The 18,955-nt window shown below is 67.8% G+C and carries 14 protein-coding genes and 3 tRNA genes; 11 read left to right on the forward strand and 6 right to left on the reverse strand.

Features of this window, described 5'->3' with window-relative positions; genetic code table 11:
* Positions 1-118: 118 nt before the first annotated feature.
* From V5F48_RS05080 to pabB, 3 genes are read right to left on the reverse strand one after another with little or no spacing between them, the layout of a single operon-like run.
* Positions 119-676, reverse strand: coding sequence for a GNAT family N-acetyltransferase (locus V5F48_RS05080; protein ID WP_394040735.1), 558 nt, complete (start codon positions 674-676; stop codon positions 119-121).
* Entirely contained in the window at positions 677-1,468 is a 792-nt protein-coding gene (locus V5F48_RS05085) for an aminotransferase class IV (protein ID WP_394040737.1), read from the reverse strand.
* On the reverse strand, positions 1,465-2,871 hold the full coding sequence (gene pabB, locus V5F48_RS05090) for an aminodeoxychorismate synthase component I (protein WP_394040739.1): 1,407 nt from the start codon (positions 2,869-2,871) through the stop codon (positions 1,465-1,467). The genes V5F48_RS05085 and pabB overlap by 4 nt, the downstream gene beginning before the upstream one ends.
* A 328-nt stretch (positions 2,872-3,199) precedes the next feature.
* Between pabB and V5F48_RS05095 the strand changes: the two genes are divergently transcribed.
* Both V5F48_RS05095 and V5F48_RS05100 read left to right on the forward strand, forming a co-directional pair.
* Positions 3,200-3,952, forward strand: a complete 753-nt coding sequence (locus tag V5F48_RS05095) for an AzlC family ABC transporter permease (protein ID WP_394040740.1) — start codon at positions 3,200-3,202, stop codon at positions 3,950-3,952.
* Complete coding sequence (locus tag V5F48_RS05100) at positions 3,949-4,311, forward strand: AzlD domain-containing protein (protein WP_394040741.1); 363 nt, start codon at positions 3,949-3,951, stop codon at positions 4,309-4,311. Before V5F48_RS05095 ends, V5F48_RS05100 begins: the two co-directional genes overlap by 4 nt.
* 127 nt (positions 4,312-4,438) lie before the next feature.
* Here V5F48_RS05100 and glnA read toward each other — a convergent pair whose 3' ends face one another.
* Entirely contained in the window at positions 4,439-5,854 is a 1,416-nt protein-coding gene (gene glnA / locus V5F48_RS05105; protein WP_394040743.1) for a type I glutamate--ammonia ligase, read from the reverse strand.
* 45 nt (positions 5,855-5,899) lie between these two features.
* Positions 5,900-6,238, reverse strand: a complete 339-nt coding sequence (locus V5F48_RS05110; protein ID WP_012115561.1) for a P-II family nitrogen regulator — start codon at positions 6,236-6,238, stop codon at positions 5,900-5,902.
* Positions 6,239-6,413: 175 nt separating this feature from the next.
* Between V5F48_RS05110 and V5F48_RS05115 the strand changes: the two genes are divergently transcribed.
* Positions 6,414-7,952 (forward strand): NAD(P)H-hydrate dehydratase, encoded by a 1,539-nt coding sequence (locus V5F48_RS05115; RefSeq protein WP_394040745.1) that lies wholly within the window; start codon positions 6,414-6,416, stop codon positions 7,950-7,952.
* Between the two features lie 40 nt (positions 7,953-7,992).
* On the opposite strand, the gene V5F48_RS05120 is transcribed toward V5F48_RS05115, so the two are convergent.
* Complete coding sequence (locus V5F48_RS05120; RefSeq protein ID WP_394040747.1) at positions 7,993-9,264, reverse strand: multicopper oxidase family protein; 1,272 nt, start codon at positions 9,262-9,264, stop codon at positions 7,993-7,995.
* A gap of 432 nt (positions 9,265-9,696) precedes the next feature.
* Here V5F48_RS05120 and V5F48_RS05125 point away from each other — a divergent pair.
* The 8 genes from V5F48_RS05125 to V5F48_RS05160 all read left to right on the forward strand — a co-directional run bounded on the left by V5F48_RS05125 (position 9,697) and on the right by V5F48_RS05160 (position 17,943).
* Positions 9,697-9,781 (forward strand) — tRNA-Leu (locus tag V5F48_RS05125).
* 153 nt (positions 9,782-9,934) lie between these two features.
* A complete protein-coding gene (tig, locus tag V5F48_RS05130; RefSeq protein ID WP_394040749.1) occupies positions 9,935-11,293 on the forward strand; it encodes a trigger factor in 1,359 nt (452 codons plus the stop codon).
* An 85-nt stretch (positions 11,294-11,378) separates the two neighbouring features.
* Positions 11,379-12,014 (forward strand): ATP-dependent Clp protease proteolytic subunit, encoded by a 636-nt coding sequence (locus tag V5F48_RS05135; protein ID WP_012115565.1) that lies wholly within the window; start codon positions 11,379-11,381, stop codon positions 12,012-12,014.
* Positions 12,015-12,422: 408 nt separating this feature from the next.
* The gene (gene clpX, locus V5F48_RS05140; RefSeq protein ID WP_282641611.1) at positions 12,423-13,691 is read left to right on the forward strand and encodes an ATP-dependent Clp protease ATP-binding subunit ClpX; all 1,269 of its coding nucleotides are present in this window, start codon (positions 12,423-12,425) and stop codon (positions 13,689-13,691) included.
* Between the two features lie 333 nt (positions 13,692-14,024).
* The gene (gene lon / locus V5F48_RS05145) at positions 14,025-16,442 is read left to right on the forward strand and encodes an endopeptidase La (RefSeq protein WP_394040752.1); all 2,418 of its coding nucleotides are present in this window, start codon (positions 14,025-14,027) and stop codon (positions 16,440-16,442) included.
* 324 nt (positions 16,443-16,766) lie between these two features.
* A complete protein-coding gene (locus V5F48_RS05150) occupies positions 16,767-17,045 on the forward strand; it encodes an HU family DNA-binding protein (RefSeq protein ID WP_012115568.1) in 279 nt (92 codons plus the stop codon).
* Between the two features lie 449 nt (positions 17,046-17,494).
* Positions 17,495-17,570: transfer RNA gene (locus V5F48_RS05155), tRNA-Val, on the forward strand.
* Positions 17,571-17,866: 296 nt separating this feature from the next.
* A tRNA-Asp gene (locus tag V5F48_RS05160) sits at positions 17,867-17,943 on the forward strand.
* Positions 17,944-18,955 lie beyond the last annotated feature (1,012 nt).

Genomic DNA, 18,955 nt, shown 5'->3' on the forward strand with positions numbered 1-18,955 from the left:
AACGGCGCCGGGGCAGAACGCGGAAAGTTGGGATCGCGATGGCCGCTCAGCCCCCTCCCTGCCCTCCCCCGCAAGCGGGAGAGGGTTCACCGGCGGGCGCGGTCGCAACGGCAGGGTTTCAAACTGAGGCGTCCTTGGCTCCGCGCCGGAGCCGGTAGAGCACCTGTCGTCTGAGCGGATGGCCCACGGGCACCGCCGGGTGGTCGAAATCCCCATCTTCGTCCCGCGCCATGCCGAGCCGCTCCATCACCGCCCGCGAGCGGCCGTTGGCCGGCACGGTGATGGCGACGATCTCCGTCAGCCCCAGCGTGTCGAAGCCGAAGCGAAGGGCCTCCCGCGCCGCCTCGGTGGCGAAGCCGTGGCCCGAGAAGGCGGGATCGAACCGCCAGCCGATCTCCACCGCCGGGGTAAAGTGTTCATTGTAGGGCACATGCACGAGGCCGGTATAGCCGGCGAAGTCCGTGATCCCCGGCGCCTCCACCACCCACAGGCCGAAGCCGTGGCGGGCGAAATGGGCTTCCGCCCGGTCCGCCACCGCGTCGCTGGCGGCGCGGTCGGGCACCGGCATCAGGAATTCCATGGTGGCGGGGTTGGACTGCATGCGCCACAGGCCGTCGCGGTCTTGCGGCCGCCACGGGCGCAGCACCAGCCGCTCGGTGGTCAGGACCGGCGCCATCTATGCCCCCGCGATGCGGGCGCGCAGCCGTTCGGCGACCGCGCGGCCGGGCAGGGTCCGTCCTTCCAGCGCCGCGACGGAGCGGATGCCCAGCGCCGAGGTGAGGAAGATTTCCTCGGCCCGGCCCAAATCCTCCGGCGTCAGCGGCCGTTCGCCCGCGCCCTCGGCCAACACCGCCGCGCGCATCACGCCCGGCAGCACGCCTTCGGACAGGGGCGGGGTGACGAGATCGCCGCCGATGACCGCGAACACATTGGCGATGGAGGTCTCCGCCACGCGCTCGCGGGTGTTGAGCAGCACCCCGTCATCCGCGCCGCGCCGGGCCGCCTCCTGCCGGGCGAGGATGTTGTCGAGATAATTCAGCGACTTCACCTGCGCCAGCGGCGAGCGATCATTGCGGCGGGTGCCCTGCGCGATCACGAGGCGCGCGGGCGGTGCCGGAGCGGGCAGGGGGGCGGTGGTGATGACCAGGGTGGGATTGGGCTCCGCCGGCGGCAGCACGCCGCGCGGGCCGGTGCCCCGGCTGAGGGTGAGGCGCAGCGCGCCGTCCGTCAGGCCGTTCGCCTCGGCCGTGGCGGCCAGGGCGGCGGCAAGGTCAAGCGGCGGCAAGGCCATGCCCAGCACCCCGGCCCCGGTGGCAAGGCGGGCGAGGTGGGCGCTAAGCCGCAGCACGGCCCCTTCGCGCACCCGCAGGGTCTCGAACAGGCCGTCGCCGAGGGTGAAGCCGCGGTCGAACGGCGAGAGGCGCGCCGCGTCCTCCTCCTCCAGGCCAGTGCCGAGCCAGAGCTTCACGATGGGTCTCCCGACACGGCCCGCAGCATGGGCGAGAGCTTCACCAGGCTTTCCTCATATTCGTCCACCGGATCGGAATCAGCCACGATGCCGCCCCCCGCCTGGGCGAGCAGCGTCTCCCCGGCCCGGGTGATGGTGCGGATGACGATGGAGGAATCCATGGCCCCGTCGAAGCCGATCCAGCAGACCGAGCCGCAATAGACCCCGCGCGGCACCGGCTCCAGCTCGTGGATGATCTCCATGGCCCGGATCTTCGGCGCGCCGGTGATGGAGCCGCCGGGGAAGCAGGCGGTGAGCAGGTCCACCGGGCCAAGGCCGTCCTTCAGCCGGCCTTCCACCACCGAGACCAGGTGATGCACGCTGGCGAAGGTCTCCAGCGCGCACAGGGCCGGCACCTTCACGCTGCCCACCTGGCAGACCCGGGAGAGGTCGTTGCGCAGCAGGTCCACGATCATCAGGTTTTCCGCCCGGTCCTTCTCCGAGGCCAGCAGGGCGGCGGCGAGCCGTGCGTCTTCCATGGGGTCGGGGCTGCGGCGGCGGGTGCCCTTGATGGGCCGCGTCTCCACCCGTCCGTCCGGATCAAGGGACAGGAAGCGCTCCGGCGAGGCGCTGAGCACGGACAGGTCGGGTCCCGCGCGCAGGAAGGCGGCGAAGGGGGAGGGGGAGAGCGCGCGCAGGCGGGCGTAAAGGGCGAGGTCGGAAAGTCCCTGTGGCCGCGCCGCGCGCATCTGCTGGGTCAGGTTGGCCTGGAAGATGTCGCCGGCGCGGATGTATTCAATCACCCGCGCGATGGAGGCTTCCACCAGCGCGCGCGGCTGCTCCGGCACGAAGCGGCCGGTAAGGCTGAAGTCGGGCGCCGGCGCATGGGCGGGGGCGGTGTCGAGCCGGCGGCGGACCGCCGCGGCCCGCGCCTTCGCCCGATCCTGCGCGGCGGCGCCATGCTCCGGCCGGCCGGTGGAGACGATATAGGCGCGGCGCTCCAGCCGGTCGAAGGCGAGCACCGTGTCGTAGAGGCCGAGCACCAGTTCGGGAACCGCCGGGTTCGCCGGACGGGGGGCAGGCAGGCGCTCCAGATGGCGGCCGAGCTCATAGCCCAGATAGCCCATGGCTCCGCCGCGAAACGGCACCGGTGACGGTTCGTCCGGCACGGCGTTGGCGGCGATGGCATTTTTGGCGAGAGCTTGCGCCAGCACGTCGAACGGGTTGCCGGGCACGATCTTGCCGTCCACGCGCACGCCGTCGGCCGCGCTGGTGATGACCTGGAACGGATCGGCCCCCAGATAGGACCAGCGCGCCCGCGCGTCGCCCTCCGCGGCGCTGTCGAGGAAGGCGCAATAGGGCGCATCGGCGAAGGCGTGGAGGACGGCGAACGGGTCGCGGTACGGAATTTCAACGATAAGCACGGCAGGGCGACCGATTCGAAACGCTGGCCCCAAGATGGCGCCCCCGGCCCCCGGGGGCAATGCGCGCGATGGGCGGGACGGGGCAAGACCGCGCCAAGAGGCACCGGCGGCAGCGCGCAAAAACACCTGTGCTCCCCCCAGCAGCCTGATTGCGACCGTCGGCGGGAGCACCGGGCCAGCATGACGCAAAGCTACCCCACCGCTGCATGGCCGCCGTTCTGCGTCTGCGTGAAGCCGGCTTCCCACGCCACGGGCATGTGCTATGGCAACAATCACCGGCCGGTGCGCCTGCGGCCGGCGCCCGAACCCGTGCCCGAACGAGCCCCGCGTGTCCGCCCCGTCCGCTCCCCATCCCGTGCATCATGCCCCGGCTGTCTGGTTCCTGAAGGGCCTGAAGGCGGGCCTGTCCGTGCCCGCCATCGTGCTGTTCGCCAGCTACCTCGGCTTCGGCGCGGTGCTCCAGAGCGTGGGCTTTCCGCTGGGGGCGGGGCTTGCCTCCACCTTTCTGGTGTGGGCGCTGCCGGCGCAGTTGATCCTCGTCGGCGGCATCGCAGCGGGAACCGCTTTGCCGGCGCTGGCGCTGGCCGTGGCGCTATCCTCCATGCGGCTGCTGCCCATGGTGGTGTCGGTGGCGCCCTATATGCGCGGCCCGCGCCGCAGTCTGTTCTGGGAGCTGGTGTGCGCCCATTACGTGGCCTTGACCGTGTGGCTGGAGGGCCTGCGGATGCTGCCCCATCTGCCCGGTGAAGCGCGGCTGCCCTTCACCCTCGGGCTCGGCAACATGCTGATCTCCATCAGCATGCTTGGCACGCTGGCCGGCTTTCTCGTGGCGGGAGAACTGCCGACGCCGCTGGCGGCTGGCCTGCTGCTGCTCACGCCGCTCTCCTTCACCGTGCTGATGGTGCGCAACGCCGCCGCGCCCACCGACTGGCTGGCGCTGGCGGCGGGGTTCCTCCTGATGCCGGCGACGCTGGGGCTGGATGGCGGCCTCGACCTCATGATCGCCGGCATCGGCGGCGGCACCTTCGCTTATGGGGCTGGCCGGCTGCTGGAGCGGCGGCGCGGGCGGGCGCAGCCATGACGGGCGCAGCTATGACGGGGGCATCCCTGAGCGAGGGTGCGGCGCTGCTCATCGTGCTGCTGGTGGGGTTTCTGCCCACCGAGATCTGGCGCGCTCTGGCGGCGCTCGCCGGGCGGCGGGTGGAGGAGGGCAGCCCGGTCTTCCACTGGGTGAAGGCGGTGGCCACCGCGCTGCTGGCCGCCGTGGTGGCGCGGCTTTTGTTCGCGCCCGCCGGCGCGCTTGCCGCCGTGCCGCTGCTGCTCAGGCTCGGGGCGGTGGCGGGCGGCGTCGCGGGGTTCCTCGCCTTCCGCCGCTCGGTGTTCGTCGGCGTGCTCGTGGGTGAGATCATCCTGATCGCAGGGATCATCCTGTCCCATTGAGGCGCCGGCCGGGGACGAACCGGCCTGCGCCAAAAGAAAGGGCGCCCCGAGAGGCGCCCAAGGCGGTCATGAAGACCGAAAGAAAAAACCGGCCCGGCACAAGGGCCGGGCCGGACGGAGGATCTTGTCAGACCGAGTAGTACATCTCGAACTCGACCGGGTGCGGCGTCATTTCGAAGCGCATCACCTCGGTCATCTTCAGCTCGATGTAGGACTCGATGAAGTCCTTCTGGAACACGTCGCCCTTGAGCAGGTAGTCATGGTCGGCGGCCAGCGAATCCAGGGCCTCGCGCAGGGAACCGCAGACGGTGGGGATCTGCTTCAGCTCGGCGGGGGGCAGGTCGTACAGGTCCTTGTCCATGGCCTGGCCGGGATCGATCCGGTTCAGGATGCCGTCCATGCCGGCCATGAACAGGGCCGCGAAGGCGAGGTAGGGGTTCGCGCCCGGATCGGGGAAGCGGACCTCGACGCGCTTGGCCTTCGGGTTGTTGGTGTAGGGGATGCGGCAGGACGCCGAGCGGTTGCGGGCCGAATAGGCCAGCAGCACCGGAGCCTCATAGCCCGGGACCAGCCGCTTGTAGGAGTTGGTCAGCGGGTTGGTGAAGGCATTCAGCGACTTGGCGTGCTTGATGATGCCGCCGATGTACCACAGGCAGTAGTCGGACAGGTCCGCATACTTGTCGCCGGCGAAGAGCGGCTTGCCGTCCTTCCAGATGGACTGGTGGACATGCATGCCCGAGCCGTTGTCGCCGAAGACCGGCTTCGGCATGAAGGTCGCGGTCTTGCCGTAGATGTTGGCGACCTGGTGGATGCAGTACTTATACACCTGCAGGTGGTCGGCCATGGTCACCAGCGGGCCGAACTTGAGGCCAAGCTCGTGCTGGGCGGAGGCCACCTCGTGGTGGTGCTTCTCCACCTGGGCGCCCATCTTGGCCATGGCGGCCAGCATCTCGGAGCGCATGTCCTGCGCCGAATCGATCGGGGGCACCGGGAAGTAGCCGCCCTTGGTCTTCACCCGGTGGCCGAGGTTGCCGCCCTCATATTCGGTGTCGAAATTGGTCGGCAGCTCGACGGAATCGAGCTTGAAGCCGGTGTTGTACGGGTCCGCCTTGAAGCGCACGTCGTCGAAGATGAAGAACTCGGCCTCAGGGCCGAAATAGACCGCATCGCCGATGCCGGTGGACTTGGCATAGGCCTCGGCCTTGCGGGCGATGGAGCGGGGGTCGCGGCCGTAGGGCTGGTTGGTGGTCGGCTCCAGCACGTCGCAGACGATGGAGAGCGTGGTCTCCGCGAAGAAGGGGTCGATGCAGGTGGTAGCCGGATCCGGCATCAGCAGCATGTCGGATTCGTTGATGGCCTTCCAGCCGGCGATGGACGAGCCGTCGAAGGCGGTGCCTTCGGTCAGGAACTCATCGTCGACCATGGAGATATCGAAGGTAACGTGTTGCCACTTGCCGCGCGGATCGGTGAAGCGCAGGTCGACGTATTTCACGTCCTCGCTCTTGATCAGGTTGAGGACGTCCTTGGCCGTCTTGGTGGTCATGGGGATATTACCTTTCTGCTGGCACGCAGGTTTTTATTGGACGCGTCAAATCGCGTCGAGCCCGGATTCGCCGGTGCGGATGCGGATCGCCTCCTCGATGGACGAAACGAAGATCTTTCCGTCTCCGATCCGTCCGGTCTGGGCCGCGCGGCGAATGGCGTCGACGGCCCGGTCTACCATATCGTCGGAGAGCACGACTTCGATTTTCACCTTGGGCAGGAAATCCACCACATATTCCGCGCCGCGGTACAACTCGGTATGGCCCTTCTGCCGGCCGAAGCCCTTGGCCTCGGTGACGGTGATGCCTTGCAGTCCCACGTCCTGGAGGGCCTCTTTCACTTCATCGAGCTTGAAGGGCTTGATGATAGCCTCAATCTTCTTCATCCGGTCCGTCTCCCCTGGCCCGGCCACCGCCGCTGATCGAGCCGCCAGCTTTTAAGCAGGATGTATGCCATCCATACGCCTAAGTGCCTATGCGGACCAGTGCGCTGGGCGATGGCATCGCCGCCTGTAAAATGGGCTTAATGACTTTAAGTTAGGCGAAGTGCGTCTTCGTCTCATGGATTTGCTGAGTATCAACTGGGCAAAAGGGTGGCAGGGGCATCACGTGTACGCACTTCTCGATCCACAGGAAATGGGTGAGGCAGATCGACTCGCCGTCGAAATGGGCACGCCGTCCTTCACGCTGATGGAGCGGGCGGGTACCGCGGTGGCCGACGTGGTGGCGCGCTTTCCGCTGCCGACTCGCGTCGTCATCCTCTGCGGGCCGGGAAACAATGGCGGCGACGGCTTTGTCGCGGCACGGGTGCTGACGCAGCGGGGCTTTCGGGTCCGCGTCGCCCTGCTGGGCGAGCGCGCGCGCCTGACCGGGGATGCCAAGCGCGCCGCCGAGCGCTGGCGCGGGCCGGTGGAGGAGCCGGCAGTCCTCGATCTCACCGAGGCGGGGGTGATCGTCGACGCCCTGTTCGGCGCCGGCCTTGCCCGCGACCTCGATGGCGCAGCCAGGGCGCTGGTGATGCGCATGGCGGCGTCCGGCCGCCCGATCATCGCCGTGGACCTGCCCTCGGGCCTCGATGGCGCCACCGGCCGGGTGCGCGGCGCGGCGGCGCAGGCGCAGGAGACGGTCACCTTCTTCCGCCGCAAGCCCGGTCACCTGCTGGAGCCGGGGCGCAGCCTGTGCGGCCGGGTGCGCGTGGCGGATATCGGCATTCCCGATGCGGCGCTGGATGTGATCAAGCCCGCCACCTTCGTGAACATGCCTGAGCTGTGGCGTCCCGCCTTCCCGCTGCCGGCGGCGCTGGGCCACAAATATGATCGCGGCCATGCGGTGGTGGTGAGCGGCGGCGCCTGGACCTGCGGTGCCGCCCGGCTGTCCGCGCGCGGGGCGCTCCGGGCCGGGGCCGGGCTGGTGACGGTGGCCCTGCCGGCAGACGCCCTGCCGCTGCATGCCGCCTCCTATGCCGCCATCATGCCCCGTCTTATGGGATGCGACGGCGATCTCGCCGCGCTGCTGGCCGACCGGCGGCTCGGCACCGTGGTGCTGGGGCCGGGCCTCGGCATCGGGGCGGCGACGCGGGCGAAGATCGACCTCGCCGCGCCGGGCCGGCGCCTGGTGCTGGATGCGGACGCCCTCACCTCCTACGCCGGCGTGCCCTGGGCGCTGGCGGACGTGGCGGCGCGCAGCGCGGGCCTCATCATCACGCCCCACGAGGGGGAGTTCGCCCGCCTGTTCGCCGGCGATCGGGCGATGCTGGAGGCGCCGTCCAAGCTGGCGCGGACCCGGGCCGCCGCGGCGCGGCTGGGCGCGGTGGTGGTGCTGAAGGGGGCGGACACGGTGGTGGCGGCCCCCGACGGGCGCGCCGCCATCGCCGAAAATGCGCCGGCCTATCTTGCCACCGCCGGCGCGGGCGATGTGCTGGCCGGCATGGCGGGCGGGCTTCTGGCGCAGGCCATGCCGCCGTTTGAAGCCGCCGCCGCCGCGGTGTGGCTGCACGGGGAAGCCGCCCGCGCCGCCGGGCCGGGCCTCGTGGCCGACGACCTGCCCGAGGCGCTGCGGGAGGTCTACCGTTTGTTGTACGAGCAGTTCGGGGTGCGGTGAGCGGATGGCCCCCAGGCCATCGCTCCGCAGGTTTTCGGCCTCAGGCCGTGACCTCATAGGTCTTGGAGACCACCACTTCGCCGTCGCCGCCGCGCTGGCCGACGATGGACCAGGTGCCCGGTACGGACGCGCGGAACGCCACCCGCACGGTGGCCTTCGAGGGCACCGGCACGGTGTCGTGCCACCACGGCCGCCAGCCGTCATAGACATTGTCGAGCAGGCGCACGGGATGGCCGGCGATATAGACCGACACCGGCGCGTCGAGGCTGTTCACCAGCGTCAACACCACGCTCCGGCCCGCCTTCACCGTGCCGAGGGAGGTTGCCCCCGCGGCCGGCTTTTCCCCGATGGGCAGATCGATGCGCAGGGCATCCTTCAGGGGAACCTCGGCCGGCAGGTCGTTGGGCGGCAGCGGCGCCGGCGGACCCGCAGGCGGCGTCCCGGCGGCGCCCACCGGGGTCACCACCGCCAGCCGGATCGGGTCCTGGGTGGTCTCGATCTCGATGATGGTGGCGTCGGCGTCATCCAGCGTCGCGGCCACGTCCACCCGGCCGCCGGGGGCGATCTGGATGCGGCCTTCCTTCAGTTCGAAGGGTTCGGACACCGGCTGGCCGTCCACCGCGATGGCATAGCCCGCCGGCCCGCGGATCCTGAGGCGCAGGAACAGCGGCGTCGCGTTCACCAGCCGCAGCCGCGCGCGTCCGCTCGCCGGACCCTGGAAGGTGGGCGAGATAGCGCCGTTGACCGGGAAGATGGGCATCCCGCTCTCCGGCGGGAAGGACTGGATGAACAGCAGGTGGTCCGCCGCATAGGCCGGGGCGCCGGCCTCTTCCACCACCAGCGGGCCGGCCAGCGCGCGGCGGGCGAGGCTGGGCGACGTAGAGTGATACCAGAAGGTGCCGGCATCCGTTGGCACCAGGCTCAGGTTGGCGCTCTTGCCGGGGGCAACGGTCGCCAGAGCGGGCGAACCTGCCGGCAGGCGCACGCCCTGCCAGGTGAGCGCGACGCTTTCCTTCAGGTTGTTGGCGAGGGTGACGCCCAGCGTGGCGCCCTTCTTCACCCGCAGCACCGGGCCGGGGAGGGCGCCGTTGAACAAGGCCAGCGGCCCCGGTCCGGCCAGCTCCGGCAGGCTGGCTTCGGCGGCGGTGAGCGTCACCGGGGGGCTCGCCTGCGGAACCGCCTGGGGAACCGCCTGCGGAGCGGCCGCCGGAGATTGGGCGAGCGCCGGGACGAGGGCGCCCGCCGCGCCGGACAGGGAAAGGGCTGCAGCACCCTTGAGGACGGTGCGTCGGGAGGGAATCGGCGTCGTCACGCGGCGTCTCCTGCCAGGGTGCGTGGACCTTCATACGTGGCTGAAAAAAGGGCAAGCGGCTTTCCACCGTTGATTGTCGCGGACCCGCCCGGCGGCGTCCCGCGCAGCCGGCCCGGGCGATGCTTCGCAAAGGCTTGCGGGCCGCCCGCACGAGCGTGGCCAGGACCGTACCGACAGCGCGCGCTGCGGGCGGGAGGGCGCCATTTTCTTGCTGCATGCGCGCGCCGTCATGATATAAGCCGCGACCCGATCCATGCGTGCACAGGCGTGCGCGTGCGGTCGAACCTCTATGGTGCGCGTCCCGGATCGCGCGTCTCCGATTGGGCGTTTCCGTGATGGAGCGTTTCCGTGACGGAGTGCTTCGGGTTCTGCTGTCCGGTGTGCCTGATGGCGCACCCGGCGGCGCGCGCGCCTTGCGGACGTGGCGGATTCGCGGGCGTGGCGGAACTGGTAGACGCGCGGGATTTAGGTTCCCGTGACGCAAGTCGTGGGGGTTCGAAACCCTCCGCCCGCACCACGTTTCCGGTTCGCCGGCCGCAGCGGAGGTTCGTGCGCCGCAAGGTGCGGGACGCGCCGTGCGGCCTTTGGCGGGATGCCGGGGGATATGCGGCGCCGAAACCGGTTTTGAACGTTTTCCGCGCCATGCGCGACAGGATGTGAAGGCAAGACGATGCAGGTGACCGAGACCCAGGCCGATGGCCTCAAGCGCGCGTTCCGTGTGGTGGTGTCTGCCGCCGACCTCGGCGCCAAGGCCGATGCCAAGCTGGCCGAGCTCAAGGGCCAGGTGAAGCTCAACGGCTTCCGCCCCGGCAAGGTGCCCGTGGCGCACCTCAAGCGGGTCTACGGCAAGACCGTCATGTCCGAGGTGATCGAGCAGACGGTCAACGAGACCAACGGCAAGATCGTCGAGGAGCATGGCTTCAAGCTGGCCCTCCAGCCCAAGGTCAAGCTGCCCGAGGAAGACCCCCAGGCGCAGGGCCTGCTCGACGGCGGCAAGGACCTGGCCTACGACCTCGAGATCGAGATCCTGCCCAAGATCGAGCTGGGCAATTTCAAGGACATCTCGGTGGAGAAGCTGGTGGTGGAGGTGTCCGACGCGGAGGTCGACGAGACCATCCAGCGCATCGCCGACGCCAACCGCCCCTTCGTCACCCGCGAAGGCGGCTATGCCGAGAACGGCGACCGCGTCACCATCGACTTCACCGGCTATGTGGACGGCGAGAAGTTCCCCGGCGGCGAGGGCCAGGACATCGACGTCCTGCTCGGCTCCAACGGCTTCATCCCCGGCTTCGAGGAGCAACTCCTCGGCGTCTATGCCGGCGACAACCGCACCCTCAATGTGACCTTCCCGGAAGGTTATGCCGCCCAGGAACTGGCCGGCAAGGCCGCCACCTTCGAGGTGACGGTGAAGTCCGTGGCGGCTCCCGGCCCGCTCGCCCTGGACGACGAATTCGCCAAGACCCTTGGCCAGGACAGCCTGGAGAAGCTCAAGGACATGGTGCGCGCGCGCATCGCCAGCGAGCACACCGGCGCCGCCCGGCAGAAGGTGAAGCGCGCGCTGCTCGATGCCCTCGACGCCACCCACCAGTTCGCGGTGCCGGAAGGCCTCGTGGAGCAGGAATTCTTCGGCGTGTGGAGCCGGGTGCAGGAAGACCTTGCCGCCCAGAAGCGCAGCTTCGCCGACGAGGGCACCACCGAGGAGGAAGCCCGCGCCGACTACCGCAAGATCGCCGAGCGCCGCGTGCGCCTCGGCCTGGTGCTTGCGGAAATCGGTGAGCGCAACAATATCCAGGTTTCTGAAGACGAGGTGACGCGCGCGGTTGTGGAACGGGCCCGCCAGTTCCCCGGCCAGGAGCAGCAGGTGTGGGAATATTACCGCCGCACCCCCGAAGCCCTGGCCTCCGTACGCGCCCCCCTGTTCGAGGAGAAAGTCGTTGATTTCCTCCTGGAGCTCGCCAACGTGACCGAGAAGACGGTGACCAAGGAAGAGCTCTACAAGGAGGAAGAGGACGACGAGAAGGCGGCCTGAGGGCCAAAGGCTGCCTTCGTCCTGCGACGATATTGCGCGGCACGCCCCCCGGGGCGTGCCTTCGCCCGCGCCCCGAGGACTGATGATGCGTGATCCTGTCGATACTTATATGAATTATCTCATTCCCATGGTGGTCGAGCAGACCAACCGCGGGGAGCGCTCCTACGACATCTTTTCCCGCCTCCTGAAGGAGCGCATCATCTTCCTGACCGGCCCGGTCGAGGACGGCATGTCCACCCTCGCGGTGGCGCAGCTGCTGTTCCTGGAAGCGGACAATCCGAAGAAGGAAATCTCGATGTACATCAACTCCCCCGGGGGAGTGGTGACGTCGGGCCTCGCGATCTACGACACCATGCAGTTCATCAAGCCTGCGGTGTCCACGCTCTGCATCGGCCAGGCCGCCTCCATGGGCTCGCTGCTGCTGACCGCCGGCGAGAAGGACATGCGCTTCGCCCTGCCGAACGCCCGAATCATGGTGCACCAGCCGTCGGGCGGCTTCCAGGGCCAGGTCACGGACATCATGCTGCATGCGCAGGAGATCCTGAACCTGAAGCGTCGGCTCAATGAAATCTATGTGAAGCACACCGGCCGCTCGATGGACAAGATCGAGGACGCCCTGGAGCGCGACAACTTCATGACCGCAAAGGCAGCGCTGGACTTCGGTCTCATCGATGCCGTGATCGATCAGCGCCCCACCGACGACACCTCCAAGGCGGCGTGATCGGGGCCCACGCGACGGGGGTTCTCGAAATGCCCCTCTTGCGTGCGGTGCAAGATCGCGCTTGCATGTCGTTAAGCCGGCATCGGATGCCGCGTAACCGGCCCTCGCCCCAAAAGGCGGGGGCCGCTGCGTTCAGGGGTCTTCACATTTGGGCAGGACCCCCGGGATCATGATGCGGTGGACGGCGCGATGAAGGCGCGGCGGGTGGGGATGGTCGTTTTTCCGGCAACCTGTCACCTGGGGAATGTCGCTTCCCCGCCTTGATCGTGTCGCCTCGAGGTGATTGGTTCACATGAACAGATCACCGTTTCGGGATTGGCTAGATTTTTGCTTGGTCCAATCCCCATATGTGACGCTAGCGAGACGGGTGCGTTTAGCGTCCGGTTCGGTAGATGGTAGGAGACGAAGATGAGCAAGACCGGCGGCAGCGACAGCAAGAACACGCTTTATTGCTCGTTCTGCGGCAAGAGCCAGCACGAGGTCAGGAAGCTCATCGCCGGACCGACTGTGTTCATCTGCGACGAATGCGTCGAGTTGTGCATGGACATCATCCGGGAAGAGTCGAAGTCCTCTCTGGTGAAGTCGCGGGATGGCATCCCGACCCCGAAGGAGATCCGCAAGGTCCTCGATGACTATGTCATCGGCCAGGACCACGCGAAGAAGGTCCTGTCGGTGGCGGTGCACAATCACTACAAGCGCCTCAACCACGCCTCCAAGCACGGCGACGTGGAACTCGCGAAGTCCAACATCCTGCTGATCGGGCCCACCGGCTCCGGCAAGACGCTGCTCGCGCAGACCCTGGCGCGCATCCTCGACGTGCCCTTCACCATGGCCGACGCCACCACGCTGACCGAAGCCGGCTACGTGGGCGAGGACGTGGAGAACATCATCCTCAAGCTGCTCCAGTCGGCCGACTACAATGTCGAGCGGGCGCAGCGCGGCATCGTCTACATCGACGAGATCGACAAGATCAGTCGCAAATCCGACAATCCCTCCATCACCCGCGACGTGTCGGGCGAGGGCGTGCAGCAGGCCCTGCTGAAGATCATGGAAGGCACGGTGGCCTCGGTTCCGCCCCAGGGCGGCCGCAAGCATCCCCAGCAGGAATTCCTGCAGGTGGACACCACCAACATCCTGTTCATCTGCGGCGGCGCCTTCGCCGGCCTCGACAAGATCATTTCCTCGCGCTCCAAGGGGTCCACCTCCATCGGCTTCCAGGCCAAGGTGGCTCCGCCCGAGGATCGCCGCCCCGGCGAGGTCTTCCGCGAGGTGGAGCCCGAGGATCTGCTGAAGTACGGCCTCATTCCCGAGTTCATCGGCCGTCTGCCGGTCCTGGCGACGCTGGGTGACCTTGATGAAGAGGCCCTGAAGAAGATCCTCTCCGAGCCGAAGAACGCGCTGGTGAAGCAGTACCAGCGCCTGTTCGAGATGGAGAATGTGGACCTGACCATCCACGAGGAGGCCCTCGGCGCCATCGCCCGCAAGGCGATCGAGCGCAAGACCGGCGCCCGCGGCCTCAGGTCCATCATGGAGAGCATCCTCCTCGACACCATGTTCGACCTCCCCGGCCTTGAAGGGGTGGAAGAGGTGGTGATCTCGAGGGAGGTCGTCGAGCAGAGTGCGCGTCCGCTTTATATTTATGCGGACCGTGTCGGCGACGCCGGCGCCAGTGCGTGACGGCGTCCGCCCCACACCTCGCCCCCGGCCTCACGGCACGGGGGCAGGCCGGGGCATGGTCCGCAGGTCGGACCAGACAGGGGGGATGACGGAACGGGCTCCGGCACGGTTCCGCCCTCACCCAAACCCGGTGAACGGGTTGCCCTTGAAACGGGCAGGTTGCGTGTCCATCTACTTTTCGAAAGTTCCGGTCTCGGGGGTCGGACCTCGTGTCTCCTGCGGCTTGCGCCGCTTCAGCATTGAAAATCCACACCCGTCTCCGGCCGCGTGCACGCGCGGCAACGCCCAGTTGTGCGTTTTTCCAGCGCGTGTACTTCTTGAAAGGATTGCGTCATGACGAGCCAGAAGCCGCGCCCGCCGCTCGTTGCCGGGGTGTCCCAGACCTACCCGGTCCTGCCTCTTCGGGACATCGTGGTTTTTCCCCATATGATTGTTCCCCTGTTCGTGGGGCGCGAGAAGTCCATCCGCGCCCTCGAAGAAGTCATGCGCGGTGATACCTATATCCTCCTCGCCACCCAGGAGAATGCCTCGGACGATGATCCCGCCGCCGAGGCCATCTTCTCCGTGGGCACGCTCGCGACCGTCCTCCAGCTGCTGAAGCTGCCCGATGGCACCGTGAAGGTGCTGGTGGAGGGCGTCAGCCGCGCCCAGGTGACCCGCTACACCGAGCGCACCGATCTCTACGAGGCCGAGGCCATCACCCTCGACGACGAGAGCAGCGACCAGGTGGAAGCCGAGGCGCTCGCGCGCTCGGTGGTCACCGAGTTCGAGAATTATGTGAAGCTCAACAAGAAGGTGTCGCCCGAGGTGGTGGGCGTCGTCAGCCAGATCGACGACCACTCCAAGCTCGCCGACACGGTCGCCTCGCACCTCGCCGTGAAGATCCCGGAGAAGCAGGGCGTCCTGGAGATGCTGAAGGTCTCCGATCGCCTGGAGAAGGTGCTCGGCCTGATGGAGAGTGAAATCTCCGTCCTGCAGGTGGAAAAGCGCATCCGCACCCGCGTCAAGCGGCAGATGGAGAAGACCCAGCGCGAGTACTACCTCAACGAGCAGATGAAGGCGATCCAGAAGGAACTCGGCGACGAGGACGGCAAGGACGACCTGCAGGAGCTGGAAGACCGCATCAAGCGCACCAAGCTCACCAAGGAAGCCCGCGAAAAGGCCGCCCACGAGCTGAAGAAGCTGCGCCAGATGTCGCCCATGTCGGCGGAAGCCACCGTGGTGCGTAACTACCTGGATTGGCTGCTTTCGATCCCGTGGAGCGTGAAGAGCAAGGTCAAGAAGGACCTGCCCTTCGCCCAGCAGATCCTCGACAGCGATCACTACGGCCTCGACAAGGTCAAGGAACGCATCGTCGAATATCTCGCCGTGCAGAGCCGCGCCAACAAGCTCACCGGGCCGATCCTGTGCCTCGTCGGCCCGCCCGGCGTGGGCAAGACCTCCCTCGGCAAGTCCATCGCCAAGGCGACGGGCCGCGAGTTCGTGCGTGTCGCCCTGGGCGGCGTGCGGGATGAGGCGGAGATCCGCGGTCACCGGCGGACCTACATCGGGTCCATGCCGGGCAAGATCATCCAGTCCATGCGCAAGGCCAAGAAGTCGAACCCGCTCTTCCTCCTGGACGAGATCGACAAGATGGGCGCCGATTTCCGTGGCGACCCGTCCTCGGCCCTGCTGGAGGTGCTGGATCCGGAGCAGAACCACACGTTCGCCGATCACTATCTGGAGGTGGATTACGACCTCTCGAGCGTGATGTTCGTGACCACGGCGAACACGCTGAACATCCCGCCGGCCCTTCTGGACCGCATGGAGGTGATCCGCATCGCCGGCTATACCGAGGACGAGAAGGTGGAGATCGCGCGCAAGCACCTTCTGCCCACCTCGCTCGGCAAGCATGGCCTGACGCCGAAGGAGTTCGGCATCGACGACGCCGCGCTGCTCCAGCTGGTCCGCCGCTACACGCGGGAAGCCGGCGTGCGTAACCTTGAGCGCGAGATTTCCACCCTCGCCCGCAAGGCGGTGAAGGAGCTTGTGCTGTCGAAGAAGAAGTCGGTGAAGGTCACGGCCAAGAACCTCGAGGACTTCCTCGGCGTGCCGCGCTACCGGTACGGCGAGGTGGAAACCGAGGATCAGGTGGGCGTCGTCACCGGCCTCGCGTGGACCGAGGTGGGCGGCGAGCTGCTGACCATCGAAGGCCTCATGATGCCCGGCAAGGGCAAGATGACGGTGACCGGCAACCTGCGCGACGTGATGAAGGAATCCATCTCCGCGGCGGCGTCCTACGTCCGCTCGCGGGCGGTTGATTTCGGCATCGAGCCGCCTTTGTTCGAGCGGCGCGACATCCACGTGCACGTGCCGGAAGGCGCAACTCCGAAGGACGGCCCGTCCGCCGGCGTCGGCATGGCCACCGCCATCGTCTCGGTGATGACCGGCATCCCGGTGCGTCGCGACCTGGCCATGACGGGTGAGATCACCCTGCGTGGACGGGTGCTGCCCATCGGCGGCCTCAAGGAAAAGCTCCTTGCGGCCCTGCGCGGCGGCATCAAGACGGTGCTGATCCCCGAGGAGAACGCCAAGGACCTGGCGGATATCCCGGCCAACGTGAAGAACGCGATGGAGATCATTCCGTGCTCGCGCATGGACGAGGTGCTCGCCCATGCCCTCGTTCGCCCGCTGGTGCCGATCATCTGGGAAGAGCGCCCGGTGAACGCCCCGGTGCCGGGCGAAGAGACCTCGGGCGTGGTCGCCCACTGACGACAGATCCGGCCGGATTGCCCGCAAACCGGCCGGATTGAAGCGTTTTCCAGTGAAATGAGAGGGCGTGTTGCCGCTTCTCCCCGTCCAACCGGGAGCGCGGCGCACGCCCTCAACGTTTTCAATGGCTTAATGATTGTTCACACGCCGCCGGAGCGGTGCGCCTCCCCCCGTTTGTTCGCAGGCGCACAGTGGGAAATCGTGCATTGGTGCGGGTTTGACGCCGATCGCGCTTGCAAAAGCCTTATTTTCCGTGATGCTCGCGCCGTTCGTGAGGGCTTGGGCCTGCACGATTCGCGTTCTGACAACGGAAGGAAAGGTCAGATGACCACCAAGAACGAACTGATCGCCGCGGTGGCCGAAGAGGCGAAGCTGACGAAGACGGCTGCGGCTGCGGCTGTGGACGCCACCTTCGACATCATCGCCAAGGCGCTCCAGGAGGGCGAGGAAGTCAAGCTGATCGGTTTCGGCAGCTTCTCCGTGGTGACGCGCGCCGCGCGCGAAGGCCGTAATCCCCGCACCGGCAAGCCGGTGAAGATCAAGGCTTCCAAGGCTCCGAAGTTCACTCCCGGCAAGGGCCTGAAAGAAGCCGTCAACGGCTGATCGGCCCCGGGGTCCCAGACGCAGGGACCCCTCCAAGGCTTCCCGGACGCTCCCGGCCCGCCTCTTGCGGGCGGAGCGTCCCCGAGCCGCACGTTCCTGAGCCGCACGTTCCTGGGCGGAATTGGTGGTCGCCTCAGGTGCCTCCCGGCGGGCGGGGGAGCGCATATGGCTATCGCCTCGGGTTGGCGGGTGTTCCGGCGCGACGTACCGTTCGCGCCATCGCCGGCGATGGGGACGGTAGATCGGCCGAAGGGGTGCGCCGGTATTCCACGTGCAGCGCTGGTCCTGTTCCCGCGGCCTTGAACCCGCTCCGCCGTCGCAGTTGGCCGCTGCAGCCCTTGCCGCCGGCGCGGTTGCCCACGCAGCCCTTCCCGCCCGTTCAGCCTGCCACCCGTTCAGCCCTTGCCGCCCGCGCCGCAGGGGCTTATAGCGCCTCCACGCTCCGGCCTGGGCGGTTAGCTCAGTTGGTAGAGCATCTCGTTTACACCGAGAGGGTCGGCGGTTCGAGCCCGTCACCGCCCACCAGGCCCGCGTCTTCCCTTCATCCCGATCCGGCCATGGCCTGTGTTTTGAAGCGCGCAGCGCCGCCCGCATGCGCGGCCGGCGCCCGTCGGGAGATTCGGATGCGCGGCGTTCCGCAGGCCCATGAGCGCCCGCGCGCGTGCGTCGCGGGTGCGGCGAAAAGCTTTGCCGTGACTGGATCTTCCCGCAGGCTGTGGACAACTGCCGCGCAAAAAATGCGGGTGTTGCTTGACTTGCGCGGAGGGCTGCCGTACCACGCCGCTCTCTTCGGCGGCACGGTTCGTCCGGCGCCGGTTCGGGGGGGTGTAGCTCAGTTGGTTAGAGCGCCGGCCTGTCACGCCGGAGGTCGCGGGTTCGAGCCCCGTCACTCCCGCCAATCATCCCAATATCTTGCGACGGTTTCCCGGCAGGCTGTGACACTTTTCCAGCCGGCGCCGTGACACTTTTCGTGCCCTTTTGTTCCCTGATCTTCGCGCGCCCGGCCCTGCGCGCCTCGTCCACCTGCCTCACGGTCGCGACGTGGACGGGGTTGTAGACTTTCTGCAGGCGGGTCGAAGCCGACAGGGTGTTCGCCATCTTCGTCGACACGGATTCCGCCCTGGCGCCGCCGGCGAAGGCTTCCACCGTGCCCGACCTGCGCATGTCCGAGAGCTTGCGGTCCTCGTCCAGGCCGAAGACGGCTTCCCGCACCGCGGCAAAATCCTTTCCGAGCTTGTCCTTGGTGTAGGGGCGCGGGAGCCACGCCCGTCCGCCCTTGTCCGTGGGCAGCACATGGCGCGTCCGGAAGATCGGAGCCGCCTCGTGGATCTCGAAGCCCAGCCCGCCGAGATAGGTATCCAAAATCGCTTCAGACCATCTGCTGAGGGTCGCGGCGGCAGCGCGCCCGGTCTTCGCGCGGTCCAGCTCGAAATAGCTCCCTGAGGCGTCGGCAAGCCGCTGGGACGGGGTGAGGCTGCGCACATCGACGGGAGAGAGCTGAGAATCCCAGGCAACGGCCATGCAGGCGGCGAGGCCGCGATAGCCCATCCGCCACGCCCGCTGCACCAGGAGCTTCACCTCGCTGTCGTTCCACGTTTCTTGGCGCGGTTCGGGAGCGCTGTTGGAAAAGGCGAGAGAGGGATCCGCCTTTGGGTCGCAGAGCCCCATGGCCCCCATCTTTTTCCAGAGGGCGCGCCAGACCTTGATGACCCGGAAGGCTTCCGATTCGGAAACGCGCTCCATCACCTTGGAGCGCAGCGCCTGGATGATCTCCGGCGTCACCGTGCGCGGATCATCGCTGGCCAGCGCCGAGCCAATCCATTTCCAGGCGCGTGGCCAGTCGTCGCGGCTGGCCTGTTCTGCAGTGACCTTCTTGCCGGCGTCCTTGTTTTCCTGCGCGCGGATCGCCC

Origin of the sequence: Xanthobacter autotrophicus ATCC 700552 (assembly GCF_043194565.1) — a bacterium.
In the GTDB taxonomy this organism is placed as follows: Bacteria; Pseudomonadota; Alphaproteobacteria; order Rhizobiales; family Xanthobacteraceae; genus Xanthobacter; species Xanthobacter autotrophicus_F.

What these genes read in the sequence shown, in the direction of transcription:
- V5F48_RS05080 (WP_394040735.1), bottom strand. Translation starts at nt 676, where the DNA reads ATGGCGCCGGTCCTGACCACCGAGCGGCTGGTGCTGCGCCCGTGGCGG.
- V5F48_RS05100 (WP_394040741.1), top strand. Translation starts at nt 3,949, where the DNA reads ATGACGGGCGCAGCTATGACGGGGGCATCCCTGAGCGAGGGTGCGGCG.
- glnA (WP_394040743.1), bottom strand. Translation starts at nt 5,854, where the DNA reads ATGACCACCAAGACGGCCAAGGACGTCCTCAACCTGATCAAGAGCGAG.
- V5F48_RS05110 (WP_012115561.1), bottom strand. Translation starts at nt 6,238, where the DNA reads ATGAAGAAGATTGAGGCTATCATCAAGCCCTTCAAGCTCGATGAAGTG.
- V5F48_RS05115 (WP_394040745.1), top strand. Translation starts at nt 6,414, where the DNA reads ATGGATTTGCTGAGTATCAACTGGGCAAAAGGGTGGCAGGGGCATCAC.
- tig (WP_394040749.1), top strand. Translation starts at nt 9,935, where the DNA reads ATGCAGGTGACCGAGACCCAGGCCGATGGCCTCAAGCGCGCGTTCCGT.
- V5F48_RS05135 (WP_012115565.1), top strand. Translation starts at nt 11,379, where the DNA reads ATGCGTGATCCTGTCGATACTTATATGAATTATCTCATTCCCATGGTG.
- clpX (WP_282641611.1), top strand. Translation starts at nt 12,423, where the DNA reads ATGAGCAAGACCGGCGGCAGCGACAGCAAGAACACGCTTTATTGCTCG.
- lon (WP_394040752.1), top strand. Translation starts at nt 14,025, where the DNA reads ATGACGAGCCAGAAGCCGCGCCCGCCGCTCGTTGCCGGGGTGTCCCAG.
- V5F48_RS05150 (WP_012115568.1), top strand. Translation starts at nt 16,767, where the DNA reads ATGACCACCAAGAACGAACTGATCGCCGCGGTGGCCGAAGAGGCGAAG.